A 13,180-nucleotide genomic window follows, 5' to 3' on the forward strand; every position below is an offset into this window, starting at 1 on the left:
CCAGGGCGCGGCCCGAGAGGGCGTGGGCCCGGCGGTGCAGGGCCGCCGCGTTGGGGTCGCGGCCCTGGGTGGTCGCCGACGCGCGGGCCGGCTTGCGTCCTCCCCGCAGGCGGGTGACCTGCTCCGCCAGCCGTTCGGCGGCGGCGTCCAGGTCGCTGGAAGGGGCCACCGCGCGCAGCTCGTCGGTGACGGCGAGCAGCGTGCCGAGATGGCCCGCGAGCTGGATGTCCAGCTCTTCCTCGCGGGAGCGGCGGGGGACGTCCTGGGAGGTGCCGGCCATCGTGCTGTGGACCGACTTGGCGCGGATCGGTTCGTACATGGATGGCCTCCTGAGTGCTAACAGGAAACCATCCTAGCTTGGATTCAGTCTAAAGTTGAGTCGTTCACAAAAGAGGGCGCGATCGGACACGCACGGTGAGTGCGGCGGTCAGGGCTGGCTGTATCCGTCCAGGAAGCGGCCGATCCTGCCCATCGCGTCCTCCAGGTCGGTGGCCGAGGGGAGGGTCACCACCCGGAAGTGGTCCGGCTCCGGCCAGTTGAAGCCGGTGCCCTGCACGACCATGATCTTCTCGCTGCGGAGCAGGTCCAGGACCATCTGCCGGTCGTCCTTGATCTTGAAGACCTTGGGGTCGAGACGCGGGAAGAGGTACAGCGCGCCCTTGGGTTTGACGCAGGTCACACCCGGGATGCTGGTCAGCAGGTCGTAGGCGATGTCCCGCTGCTCGCGCAGCCGGCCGCCGGGCAGCACCAGGTCGTTGATCGTCTGGCGGCCGCTGAGCGCGGCGACGACGCCGTGCTGGCCGGGCATGTTCGCGCACAGGCGCATGTTCGCCAGGACCGTCAGGCCCTCGATGTAGGAGTCGGCGTGCGCGCGGGGGCCGGAGATCGACATCCAGCCCACCCGGTAGCCCGCCACCCGGTACGCCTTCGACATGCCGTTGAAGGTGAGGGTGAGCAGGTCGGGGGCGACGGCGGCGGTCGGGGTGTGGGTGGCCTCGTCGTAGAGGATCTTGTCGTAGATCTCGTCGGAGCAGACCAGCAGGTTGTGGCGGCGGGCGATGTCGGTGAGGCCCTTGATCACGCTCTCGTCGTAGACCGCGCCCGTGGGGTTGTTCGGATTGATGATCACCAGCGCCTTGGTGCGGTCGGTGATCTTGCGCTCGATGTCGGCGAGGTCCGGCATCCAGTCGGCCTGCTCGTCGCAGCGGTAGTGCACCGCGGTGCCGCCGGACAGCGAGACCGCGGCCGTCCAGAGCGGGTAGTCGGGCGCGGGGACGAGGACCTCGTCGCCGTCGTCCAGCAGGCCCTGCATCGCCATCACGATCAGCTCGGACACGCCGTTGCCGATGAAGACGTGCTCGACGTCGGTCTCGATGCCGAGGGTCTGGTTGTGCATCACGACCGCGCGGCGGGCGGCCAGCAGGCCCTTCGCGTCGCCGTAGCCGTGGGCGGAGGACACGTTGCGGAGGATGTCCTCGAGGATCTCGGGCGGACAATCGAAGCCGAAGGCCGCCGGATTCCCGGTGTTCAGCTTGAGGATGCGGTGACCGGCAGCTTCCAGCCGCATCGCCTCCTCGAGCACCGGGCCCCGGATCTCGTAACAGACGTTGGCGAGCTTGGTCGACTGGATCACCTGCATGCAGGGAGCTTACGGCCCTCTCGTGCCGGTCGGTCCGTGTTTTCCGCCACGTGAGACGCGTCGGTTCGGGTGGTTATGTCGGCCGGCGCTCTCCATGGCCCCCACACGGACCCTCCCCGTCTCCCCACCGGCCCTCCCCGTGGCGGTCGCCACCGGCGCGGCCGTCCGCGACACGCTGGTCCCGGTCACCCCGCGACGGCACCTTGCCCCCTCGGCGCTCCCGTGCTGACAATGCGCATGACAATTCTGTGGGTGTCCGGAGGATTCCGGCCGCCCAAGTCACCAGAGGGGACCCCCACATGAGACAACCTCTCGTCGTCGCGCTCGCCGCCCTGGCCCTGGCCGGCGTCGGCGCGACCCCCGCGGTCGCCGCCGGGCCCGCCCCCACGGCCCCGGACACGACCGCGGCCACGGACGCCGGCGGCACCACGCTCCTCGACGTCGTCGACGGTGCCGCCGCGACCGTGACGGACACCCTGTCCGGCCTCACCGCGCCGCGGGCGAACGCCGTGAACTTCGCCGGGACCGTCGCGCTCAGCAACTGCTCCGGTTCCGTCGTCCGCATGCCGGACTCCGCCGCCGACGACCCCGCGCTCGTCCTCACCAACGGCCACTGCCTGGAGAGCGGCTTCCCGGCGCCCGGCCAGGTCCTGGTCGACCGGCCCTCCAGCCGCAGCTTCGGCCTGCTCAACGCCTCCGGCTCCCGGGTGGCCACCCTGCGTGCCGAGCGGCTCGTCTACGCGACGATGACCGACACCGACGCGGCCGTGTACCGCCTCAACCGCACCTACGGGCAGATCAGGAGCGCGTACGGGATCGACGCGCTCACCCTGAACGACACCCGCCCCGCCGCGGGGACCGCGATCAGCGTCGTCTCCGGGTACTGGAAGCGGATCTACACCTGCTCGATCGACGGCTTCGTGCACCGCATGAAGGAGGGCGACTGGACCTGGAAGGACTCGGTCCGCTACACCCCCTCCTGCAACACCATCGGCGGCACCTCCGGCTCGCCGGTCGTCGACGCCGCCACCGGCAGGGTCGTCGCCGTCAACAACACCGGCAACGAGGACGGCGAGCGCTGCACGGTGAACAACCCCTGCGAGATCGACGAGCAGGGCCGGGTCACCGTCCGCCAGGGCATCAACTACGCCCAGCAGACCTACTGGTTCCCCGGCTGCTTCGGCGCCGACAGCAAGCTGGAGCTCGGCGCGAGCGGCTGCGTGCTGCCCAAGCCGTAGCACCGCCCGGGGCGAGGGGGCGGGCGGTCACCGGGGTGTCCGGCGCACCGCCCGTCCCGCCAGCACGTCGGTGCGCCGGCCGTCCTCGATCACGAACCGCCCGTCCACCATGACGTACGGGATGCCCGTCGGCAGCGTCCGGGGCTCCTCGAAGGTCGAGCCCGCCCCCACCGTGGCCGGGTCGAACAGCACCAGGTCGGCCCGGTACCCCTCACGGATCAGCCCGCGGTCCGGCAGCCGCAGCCGGGCGGCCGGCCGCGCGGTCAGGTGGGCCACGCACTCCTCCAGCGTCAGCACCCCCAACTCCCGTACGTAGTGCCCGAGATAGCGCGGGAACGTGCCGTAGGCGCGCGGGTGCGGCTTGGCGCCCTGGAGGATGCCGTCGGAGCCGCCGGTGTGCACCCGGTGGCGCATGATGGCCCGCACGTTCTCCTCGTGGCCGACGTGCTGGAGGATGGTCGGCGCGAGCCGGTCCTTCAGCAGCAGCTCACGGGCGACCGCCCAGGGGCTGTCCCCGCGCTCGCGGGCGGCGTCGAGGACCGTGCGGCCCACGTACTCGCCCAGCGCCGGGTCACCGACGCCGGAGATCTCGATGGTCTCCCACTCCACCGGCACGCCGTGGCAGCCGTCCGAGCCGGTGACCTCCAGGTGGTGCCGGATCCGCTCGGCCGTCTCCTCGTCCGCGAGCCGCCGCAGCACCGCCTCGGGGCCGCCCTCGCTCGCCCAGCTCGGCAGCAGCGCCACCAGCGTGGTGCAGCCCGGCGTGTACGGGTACGTGTCGAGGCTGATGTCCGCCCCGGCGTCCAGGGCCTCGTCCAGCAGGGCCAGCAGCTGAGGCGCGCGCCCCTTGTTCTCCCCGAAGTTCATCGTGGCGTGCGCCAGGTGCAGCGGGCAGTCCGCCTCCCGCGCCAGCGCCACCATCTCCGCGTACGCCTGGAGCGCACCCGCGCCGTAACTGCGGTGGTGCGGGCAGTAGTAGCCGCCGTACTCGCCCACCACCCGGCACAGCTCGGTCAGTTCGGCGCCCCGGGCGTACATCCCCGGCGTGTACGTCAGCCCCGACGACATGCCGACCGCGCCCTGCTCCAGGCCCTCCGCGACCAGGCGCCGCATCCGGTCCAGTTCGGCGGGCGTGGCCTCGCGGTCCTCCCAGCCGACGGCGAGGGCGCGTACCGTGCCCTGCGGGATCAGGTAGGCGGCGTTGACCGCGATGCCCCGGTCCAGCCGGTCCAGGTACTCGCCGACCGAGCGCCAGTCGAAGTCGATGTCGTCCCCGTCGCCGTTCCACCCGGCGATGGCCCGGCGCACCTCGCCCAGTGTGCGGTCGTCGACCGGCGCGTAGGACAGGCCGTCCTGGCCGAGCACCTCCAGGGTGACGCCCTGGGCGGCCTTGGCGCTGTGGTCGGGGTCGCGCAGCAGGGCCAGGTCGCTGTGCGCGTGCATGTCGATGAAGCCGGGGGAGAGGGCGAGGCCCTCGGCGTCCAGTTCCCGGCGGGCCTTGGGGCGTTGACAGCCCGCGGCCGCCGCCTCCTTCACGATCGACACGATGCGGCCGCCGTCGACGACCACGTCCGCGCGGTAGGAGTAGTCGCCGGAGCCGTCGACCACCTCCGCGTCCCGGATGACGAGCTCTTCCATGCGCCGGCCTCCTAGAAGAACGTGCGGATGTAGTCGACCACCGTGCCGTCCGCCTCCGCGACGGGGATGAGCTGCCACTTGTCGAACGACGTGCAGGGGTGGGACAGACCGAGTCCCACCCAGTCTCCCACCTCCAGGCCCGGCTCCCCGGTGGTGCGCAGCCACGCGTGCTGGTCGGACAGGCCGGTGACCGTGATGCCGGCGGCCGGCTGCTCGGTGCCGTCCCGGCGCACCACCTGCGCGGACGGCAGGTCCAGGTCGTGGGCCGCGTCCCGCTTGCCCGCGTTGAGGAACGCCTGCTCGGGCGACGGGCGGGAGACCACCTGCGCCCACAGCCGGAACGCCGGCTCCAGCGCGCCCTCCTCCGGCACCCGGTTGAACGGGGTCAGCCGCCGGTAGTGCCCGTCGTCGTGCGAGACGTACGCGCCCGAGCGCAGCAGCTTCAGCACCGGCGCGGACAGGCCGGGGATCTCCGCGAAGACGTCGGCGACCGCGTCGAACCAGGCGCTGCCGCCCGCGCTCACCACGATCTCGTCGAGCCCCGCGAACCGCCCGGCCTTGTCGAAGTCCGCGGCCAGCGACACCAGCCGTCGCAGCCAGGCCCGCACCCGCTCCGGGTCCGCGTCGGGGACCTCGCCCTCGTACCCGGCGACCCCGGCCAGCCGCAGCGCGCGCGCCCCGGCCACCGCGTCGGCGACGGCGGCGCACTCGGCCTCGGTGCGCACGCCCGTGCGGGCGCCCTCCCCGGCGGCCAGCTCGACCACCACGTCCACCGGGCGGGCGGCCCCGTCGAGGGCCGCGTCCATCAGCTCGACGCCGCGCACCGAGTCGACGTAGCACAGGAAGCGGAACTCGGGGTCGGCGTCCTGCTCGGCGGCGATCCACCGCAGGGCGGCGGCGTCCACCAGCTCGTTGGCCAGGAACACCCGGCGGACGCCGAACGCCCGGGCCACGCGCACCTGGTGGGGCACGGCCAGCGTGATGCCCCAGGCGCCGTGCTCGATCTGCCGCCGGAACAGCTGCGGGGCCATGGAGGTCTTGCCGTGCGGGGCGAAGGCGAGCCCGTGCCGGGCCGCGTACGTCTCCATCAGGCGCAGGTTGTGCTCCAGCCGCTCGGCGGACAGCGCGAGCACCGGGGTGGTGAAGCCGCCGGTGAAGAGGTTGCGGCGCTGCGCGGCCAGCTCGCCGACGGTCAGCCCGTCGGCGTCCGGCGGGAGGCCCTTGAAACGGTGGTCGACGCGTTCCTCGGAGAGTCGGGCGAGCGCGTCCAAGCCGGTGCCGGAGACCATCGGAACCTCCTGATCAGGTGCGTTGCGCTGGTTGCAACACTCATTGCGTATATCGCTTACCGCTGTCTAACATCTCGGCCACGCGGGGTCAACGGACACCGCCCCACCCCGCAGCCACCGAGGAGCCCCGCCATCGTGACCGTCACCGGAACCGGCAACGCCCCCGGCGCCCTGGAGGCCGTCGACGTCGTCGCGCTCGGCGAGTCCATGGTGACGTTCCTGCCCACCCGGCCCGGCCGCCTCGCCGACGTCCCCTCCTTCGACCGCGGCATCGGCGGCGCCGAGTCCAACGTGGCCTGCACGCTCGCCGCCGCCGGACACACCACCCGGTGGGTCGGCCGGGTCGGCGCCGACGGCTTCGGCGACCACCTCGTCGAGGCGATCGGCGCCGCGGGCGTCGACGTGTCGTACGTGCGCCGCGACCCGGACCGCCCCACCGGCATCTACTTCCGCACCGCCGGCGACCGGGCCGACGACGCCCACGAGGTCGCCTACTACCGGGCCGGCTCGGCCGCCTCCGCGATGAGCACCACCGGCGTCGACCTGGCGGCCGTGCGCGCCGGACGCGTCCTGCACCTGTCGGGCATCACGGCGGCCCTCTCCGCCGGCTGCCTGGACCTGATGCGGGAACTGACCGCACGCCGCCCCGGGCGGCCCCTGGTGTCCTTCGACGTCAACCACCGCCCCGGCCTGTGGCGCGACGGACACGGCCCCGAGGTGCTGCTGGAACTGGCCCGCGGGGCGGACATCGTCTTCGTCGGTGACGACGAGGCACGCGAGGCATGGGGGCTGCACGGCGCCCGCGCGGTGCGGGAGGCCCTGCCCGAACCGCGCCTCGTCGTCGTCAAGCAGGGCAGGGCCGGAGCCGTCGCCCTGGACCGGGACCCCGACGGCTGCGCCGACGCGGACGGCACCGCCACCTTCGTGCCCGCCCTGGACGTCGACGTCGTCGCCGCCACCGGCGCCGGCGACGCGTTCGCCGCCGGCTTCCTCTCGGCCACCCTGAGGGACCTTCCCGTACGGGACCGGCTGCGGCACGGGCACCTCATGGCGGCGGCCACCCTCACCGTCCCCGGCGACCTCGCCCCGCCGCCCGCCCGCGGCCTCGCCGACCGGCTCGCCGCCCTCGACGACACCGCGTGGGGGAGACTGCGACTCGGCCCCGGCTGGACACGAGCCGAAGAAGAGGCCGACGAGGAGGTACGCACGCCATGAGCCAGACCGTCGACCGCGCACTGAGCATCCTGCCGCTGCTCGCGGAGGGACCCGCCGACCTCGGACAGGTCGCCGACCGCCTCGGCGTCCACAAGTCCACGGCGCTGCGCCTGCTGCGCACCCTGCACGAACACGGCCTGGTCTACCGCCAGTCCGACCAGCGCTACCGCCTCGGCGCCCGCCTCTTCGCCCTCGCCCAGGAGGCGATGGAGAACCTCGACGTCCGCGAGATCGCCCACCCCCACCTCGCCCGCCTCAACGAACGGTGCGGGCACACCGTCCACCTCGCCGTGTACGAGGAGAACGAGGTCCTCTACATCGACAAGGTGGAGAGCCGCTACCCGGTGCGCATGTACTCCCGCATCGGCAAGCCCGTCGCCATCACCGTGGCCGCCGTGGCCAAACTGCTCCTCGCCGACCTGCCCGAACACGAGCGCCGCGCCCTCGCGGAGAAGCTCGACTACCCCATGTACACGCCCCGTTCGACGCCCGACGCGGCCGCGTTCCTGCGCGAGCTGGCCACGGTGCGCGAACAGGGCTGGGCCACCGACCTCGGCGGCCACGAGGAGTCCATCAACTGCGTCGCCGCCCCCATCCGCGGCGCCGACGGCCGGGTGGTCGCCGCGATGTCCGTCTCCGCGCCGAACGTCGTCGTCACCGCCGACGAACTCCTCACCCTGCTCCCGCTGGTGCGCCGCACGGCGGACGCCATCAGCGGCGAGTACTCCGGCAGAACTCCAGTGAAGGACACCCCCGCATGACCGAGAAGACCGCGCTCACCCCGGCGACCCACACCACCCCGCCCGCGAAGTTCTCGCACGGGGTGCGCAAGGGCAACATCCTCCAGGTCGCCGGTCAGGTCGGGTTCCTCCCGGCGCAGGACGGCAAGCCGCCGACGCCCGCCGGACCCACCCTGCGCGAACAGACCCTCCAGACCCTCGCCAACGTCAAGGCCATCCTGGAGGAGGGCGGCGCGACCTGGGACGACGTGATGATGATCCGCGTCTACCTCACCGACGTCGACCACTTCGCCGAGATGAACGACCTGTACAACACCTACTTCGAGGAGCAGGGCCTCACCCAGCCCCCGGCGGCCCGCACCACCGTCTACGTGGGCCTGCCCCCCGGCCTCCTCATCGAGATCGACGCGCTCGCCGTCCTCGGCTGAGCCTCCGTACGACCCCTCCGCAGCCGGCCGGCACGGCGTCCCGCAACCCCCCGGACGCCGTGTCGCGATCCCCCCTGCCCGAAAGCCCCATGCCCTTACCCAGAGGACCCCCCATGTCCCATCCGTTCCTCCTCCCGCTCGCCGCCTCCGCGGCGGACGGGACACCACCCCACACCGGTGGACTGCTCCTGCTCGTCGACGGCACCGCCGGCCTGCTGACCGTCGCCGCCCTCGGCATCGCGCTGCTCCTCTTCCTGATCATCAAGGTGCGGCTGCAGCCCTTCGTCGCCCTGCTCGGCGTCTCCATAGCCGTCGGCCTGGCGGCCGGACTCTCGGTCACCGAACTCTTCGGCACGGTCCAGCGCTCCGACGCGGTGTCCACCATCGAGAGCGGCATGGGCGGCATCCTCGGCCATGTCGCGATCATCATCGGCCTGGGCACCATGCTGGGCGCGATCCTCGAGGTCAGCGGCGGCGCCGAGGTCCTGGCGGGCCGGCTGCTCGGCCTGTTCGGCGAGAAGCGCGCCCCCCTCGCCATGGGCCTCACCGGCCTCATCTTCGGCATCCCGGTCTTCTTCGACGTCGGCATCTTCGTCCTCGCCCCGATCGTCTACGCCGCCGCCAAACGCTCCGGCAAGTCGGTCCTCCTGTACTGCCTGCCGCTGCTCGCCGGGCTCTCCGTCACCCACGCCTTCCTGCCCCCGCACCCCGGCCCGGTGGCCGCCGCCGGACTGCTCCAGGTGGACCTCGGCTGGGTCATCCTGATGGGTGTCGTCTGCGGCATCCCCGCCGTGATCGCCGCGTGGGTCTACTCCGCCTGGATCGGCCGGCGCATCTTCGTCGCCGTGCCGCAGGACATGGTCGAGGCCGCGGAGGAGGCCAGGGCGGCCGTCGTCGCCGAACAGCGGGCCTCCGGCGTGACGCCCCGCGAGACGCCGGTCCCGCTCGGCATCGTCCTCGGCATCATCGGCACGCCGCTGCTGCTGATCCTCGCCGCGACCTTCTCCTCGATCGCCCTCGACCCCTCCACCCCGCGCTCGGTGATCGAGTTCTTCGGTCACCCCTTCGTGGCGCTGACCCTCGCCCTGTTCCTCGCCTACTACCTGCTCGGCATCCGGCGCGGCTGGTCCCGCAAGTCCCTGGAGACCGTCTCCACGTCCTCGCTGAAGCCGGTCGGCAACATCCTGCTCGTGGTCGGTGCCGGCGGTGTCTTCGGCGCGGTCCTCAAGGCCAGCGGGGTCGCCCAGGCCCTCTCCGACACGTTCAACGACGTCGGCCTGCCGGTGATCGTCCTGTCGTACCTGATCTCCGTGGTGCTGCGGGTCGCCCAGGGCTCGGCGACGGTCGCCATCGTGACGACGGCGGGCATCGTGGCCCCGCTGCTCGCCGAGGGGGACCACTCGCAGGCGTTCGTCGCGCTCGTCATCATGGCGATCTCTGCGGGCTCCATCTTCGCCTCGCACGTCAACGACGGCGGGTTCTGGATGGTCGCCAAGTACTTCGGCATCAGCGAACGCGACACGCTCAAGACGTGGACGGTCCTGGAGAGCGTGCTCTCGGTGGCCGGGTTCTTGGTCGCGGCCGCCCTCAGCCTCGTCGTATGAGTCGTACGAGGGGAGGGACCCGTGGGGTCCGTGTAGGCGTCCGATAACGAAGTCGGGGGCTGGCTGTGCCCGGCACAGGTTTGTCGACCATACTGCTCCGCTGTGGAGCAGCGCATTGGATCGAGCAGCCAGCCCCTGGAAGGCGCCGGATTCGACCCGGCATTCATCCCCGGGCTCACCGCCCCCGTATCCGGCCGGCAGGAGGAGTCCGGGCCCGGCAAGGACCGTTCCGGTGAGCCGGAGGAGGCCAACGGGACGGTGACGTCCGGCAGTTCCGCGCCGGAACCGCGGGACGTGGTCCCCGGCCCGGACGAGGCTCCGCAGGACGGGGCCGAGGAGGACGAGAGCGTCCCCGACGGGCCCGTCTTCGAGGCGTCCGACCGCCGTGCGTCCATCGTCGCCGACCACCGGGGCGTGCGGCTGCGGCTGGACGACCAGGAGTGCGAGTTCCGTTGGGACGAGATCGGCGCGGTGGAGACGGAGACCGCCCGCTTCGGCAAGCGCTACACGGTCACCGTGCACACCCCGGACCGCCGCTGGTACCCCATCGAGATCGACGCCCCGGCCCGCAGCCGGTTCGCCGAGTGGGACACGGAGTTGGACGCGGTCCTCGACGCGTACTTCGACGACGGCGAGGACACCGAGGCGGACGCGGACGCCAAGACGGACGCGGACGCCAAGACGGACGCCAAGACGGACGCCAAGACGGACGCCGATGCGGACCCGAAGGCGGACGCGGACGACTCGGAGTCCTCCGACGCGTCCGGCCCCGACCTGACCAAGGACTCCACGGACTCCAAGGTCTCGGACTTCAAAATCTCCAAGGCGTCGGAGGAGCCCAAGGACTCCGAGGAGCCGAAGGAGCCGAAGAAGTCCAAGTAGGGCGCCGGAAGCCCCGGGGTGCTCACCCCGGGGCTTCGGGGCTTCCGGTCAGCTCAGGGGCTTGAAGCCCCGCAGCCGCAGGCTGTTGCCGACGACGAAGACCGAGGAGAACGCCATCGCGGCCCCGGCGATCATCGGGTTGAGCAGCCCCGCCGCGGCCAGCGGCAGCGCGGCGACGTTGTAGGCGAAGGCCCAGAACAGGTTGGCCTTGATGGTCCCCAGGGTCCGGCGGGCCAGACGGATCGCGTCGGCGGCCACCCGCAGGTCGCCGCGGACCAGGGTCAGGTCGCCGGCCTCGATCGCCACGTCGGTGCCGGTGCCCATGGCCAGCCCGAGGTCGGCGCGGGCGAGGGCCGCCGCGTCGTTGACGCCGTCGCCGACCATGGCCACCGAGCGGCCCTCGTCCTGGAGCCGCTGGACGACGGCCACCTTGTCCTCCGGCATGACCTCGGCGATCACCTCGTCGATGCCGACCTCCGCCGCCACCGTCCGGGCCACCGCCTCGTTGTCCCCGGTCAGGAGGATCGGCGTCAGGCCGAGTGCGCGCAGCCGGGCGACGGCCTCCGCGCTGGTGTCCTTCACCGCGTCGGCGACCTCCAGGACCGCGCGGGCCTCGCCGTCCCAGGCGACCGTGATCGCCGTGCGCCCGGCGGCCTCGGCGTCCGCCTTGGCGCGGGCCAGCGCCTCGGGCAGCTCCAGGGACCACTCGTGCAGCAGCTTCTCGCGGCCGACGAGGACCGCGTGTCCCTCGACGACGCCCTGCACCCCGAGACCGGGCACGTTGCGGAAGTCCTCCGCGGCGGGCAGGGTGCCGACCCGCTCGGCCGCGCCCGCGGACACGGCCCGGGCGATCGGGTGCTCGGAGGCGTGCTCCAGGGCGCCCGCGAGGCGCAGTACGTCCTTCTCGTCGGTGCCGTCGGCGGTGTGCACGGCGAGCAGGGTCATCCGGCCGGTGGTGACGGTGCCGGTCTTGTCGAGGACGACGGTGTCGACGGCGCGGGTGCTCTCCAGGACCTCGGGGCCCTTGATGAGGATGCCGAGCTGGGCGCCCCGGCCGGTGCCGACCATCAGCGCGGTCGGCGTGGCCAGCCCTAGGGCGCAGGGGCAGGCGATGATCAGGACGGCGACGGCGGCGGTGAACGCGGCGGCCGGTCCCGCCCCGTTGCCCAGCCAGAATCCGAGGGTGCCCAGGGCCAGTGCGATGACGACCGGGACGAAGACGGCGGAGATGCGGTCGGCGAGCCGCTGGGCCGCCGCCTTGCCGTTCTGCGCGTCCTCGACCAGCTTCGCCATCCGGGCGAGCTGGGTGTCGGCGCCGACCCGGGTGGCCTCGACGACCAGCCGCCCGCCGGCGTTGACGGTGGCGCCGGTGACGGTGTCCCCGACGGTGACCTCGACCGGGACGGACTCGCCGGTCAGCATGGACGCGTCGACGGCGGAGGTGCCCTCGGTGACCGTGCCGTCGGTGGCGATCTTCTCGCCGGGCCGGACCAGGAAGCGGTCGCCCACGGCGAGCTGCCCGACCGGGATCTGTTCCTCCCGGCCGTCGCGCAGCACGGTGACGTCCTTGGCGCCCAGCTCCATCAGCGCCCGCAGGGCTGCCCCGGCGCGGCGCTTGGAACGGGCCTCGAAGTAGCGCCCGGCCAGGATGAACGCGGTCACCCCGGCGGCGGCCTCCAGGTAGATGTTGGCGGCGCCGTCGCTGCGGGCGATGGTCAGCTCGAAGGGGTGGGTCATGCCGGGGGTGCCGGCGGTGCCGAAGAACAGCGCCCACACCGACCACAGGAAGGCCGCCGAGACACCGATCGAGACCAGGGTGTCCATGGTGGCCGCGCCGTGCCGGGCGTTGGTGAACGCGGCGCGGTGGAAGGGCCAGGCGGCGTAGGTGACGACCGGGGCGGCCAGGGTCAGGGACAGCCACTGCCAGTACTCGAACTGCCAGGCCGGCACCATCGCCAGCACGATCACCGGCACGCTCAGCACCACGGCGGTGATCAGCCGCTCCCGCAGGGGCCGCAGCTCGTCCGGCCCGCCGTCGTCCGCGCCGGGGCCGCCGTCGCCGCCGCCCGGCTCGTGCGCCGGTTCCGGGCGGGGCTCGCGGGCGGTGTAGCCGGTGGCCTCGACCGTGGCGATGAGGTCCGCGACGGCGACGTCGCCGGCGTAGGTGACCTTGGCCTTCTCGGTGGCGTAGTTGACGGTGGCGGTGACGCCCTCCATCCGGTTGAGCTTCTTCTCCACGCGGGCGGCGCACGAGGCACAGGTCATGCCGCCGATCGCGAGTTCGACCTCGGCCTGGTCCGGGACGGTGGTGGCCATCGCTGCTGCTCCTGCTGGTGGGTCGGGGCGGTGCGTGCGGTTTCGAGTACCCCTTGGGGGTATTCTACTCCCCACTTTATACCCCCTGGGGGTATGCGACAACGGCCGGCCGGTGCGCGCCCCCGGCGCCAGCACCGCGAAGGGGCCCCTCCTCGGTGAGGAGAGGCCCCGACGGGCGAGGGAAGCGCTGC

The 13,180-nt window shown here is 72.7% G+C and carries 11 protein-coding genes; 6 read left to right on the forward strand and 5 right to left on the reverse strand.

The window, feature by feature from the left end; translation table 11 throughout:
• Both G3I53_RS04990 and G3I53_RS04995 read right to left on the reverse strand, forming a co-directional pair.
• Positions 1–319 (reverse strand): hypothetical protein (locus G3I53_RS04990; RefSeq protein ID WP_164438053.1); only part of this gene is annotated, 319 nt, incomplete at its 3' end.
• Between the two features lie 108 nt (positions 320–427).
• Positions 428–1,639: a pyridoxal phosphate-dependent aminotransferase gene (locus G3I53_RS04995; protein WP_164333801.1), complete on the reverse strand. Its 1,212-nt coding sequence runs from the start codon at positions 1,637–1,639 to the stop codon at positions 428–430.
• A 299-nt stretch (positions 1,640–1,938) separates the two neighbouring features.
• Between G3I53_RS04995 and G3I53_RS05000 the strand changes: the two genes are divergently transcribed.
• Complete coding sequence (locus G3I53_RS05000) at positions 1,939–2,877, forward strand: serine protease (protein WP_164333802.1); 939 nt, start codon at positions 1,939–1,941, stop codon at positions 2,875–2,877.
• Positions 2,878–2,904: 27 nt separating this feature from the next.
• Here G3I53_RS05000 and G3I53_RS05005 read toward each other — a convergent pair whose 3' ends face one another.
• Together G3I53_RS05005 and G3I53_RS05010 are read right to left on the reverse strand one after the other, a co-directional pair.
• Positions 2,905–4,515, reverse strand: a complete 1,611-nt coding sequence (locus tag G3I53_RS05005; protein WP_164333803.1) for a D-aminoacylase — start codon at positions 4,513–4,515, stop codon at positions 2,905–2,907.
• An 11-nt stretch (positions 4,516–4,526) separates the two neighbouring features.
• Positions 4,527–5,804: an amino acid deaminase gene (locus G3I53_RS05010; RefSeq protein ID WP_164438054.1), complete on the reverse strand. Its 1,278-nt coding sequence runs from the start codon at positions 5,802–5,804 to the stop codon at positions 4,527–4,529.
• A gap of 135 nt (positions 5,805–5,939) precedes the next feature.
• Here G3I53_RS05010 and G3I53_RS05015 point away from each other — a divergent pair, with 135 nt between their 5' ends.
• The 5 genes from G3I53_RS05015 (at position 5,940) to G3I53_RS05035 (ending at position 10,673) form a co-directional block, all read left to right on the forward strand.
• On the forward strand, positions 5,940–7,019 hold the full coding sequence (locus G3I53_RS05015; protein WP_164338548.1) for a sugar kinase: 1,080 nt from the start codon (positions 5,940–5,942) through the stop codon (positions 7,017–7,019).
• Positions 7,016–7,780: an IclR family transcriptional regulator gene (locus G3I53_RS05020; protein WP_164338549.1), complete on the forward strand. Its 765-nt coding sequence runs from the start codon at positions 7,016–7,018 to the stop codon at positions 7,778–7,780. Before G3I53_RS05015 ends, G3I53_RS05020 begins: the two co-directional genes overlap by 4 nt.
• Positions 7,777–8,187: a RidA family protein gene (locus G3I53_RS05025; RefSeq protein WP_164338550.1), complete on the forward strand. Its 411-nt coding sequence runs from the start codon at positions 7,777–7,779 to the stop codon at positions 8,185–8,187. Before G3I53_RS05020 ends, G3I53_RS05025 begins: the two co-directional genes overlap by 4 nt.
• 113 nt (positions 8,188–8,300) lie before the next feature.
• Positions 8,301–9,791, forward strand: a complete 1,491-nt coding sequence (locus G3I53_RS05030) for a gluconate:H+ symporter (RefSeq protein ID WP_164338551.1) — start codon at positions 8,301–8,303, stop codon at positions 9,789–9,791.
• A gap of 102 nt (positions 9,792–9,893) precedes the next feature.
• Positions 9,894–10,673 carry a hypothetical protein gene (locus G3I53_RS05035; protein ID WP_343240559.1) on the forward strand — a complete coding sequence of 260 codons (780 nt, stop codon included), beginning with the start codon at positions 9,894–9,896 and terminating at the stop codon, positions 10,671–10,673.
• A 48-nt stretch (positions 10,674–10,721) separates the two neighbouring features.
• Here the strand turns inward: G3I53_RS05035 and G3I53_RS05040 are convergent, their stop codons facing one another.
• Positions 10,722–12,989 (reverse strand): heavy metal translocating P-type ATPase, encoded by a 2,268-nt coding sequence (locus tag G3I53_RS05040; protein WP_164438055.1) that lies wholly within the window; start codon positions 12,987–12,989, stop codon positions 10,722–10,724.
• Positions 12,990–13,180: the final 191 nt, after the last annotated feature.

It is taken from the genome of Streptomyces sp. SID14436 (assembly GCF_010548465.1).
Lineage (GTDB): Bacteria > Actinomycetota > Actinomycetes > Streptomycetales > Streptomycetaceae > Streptomyces.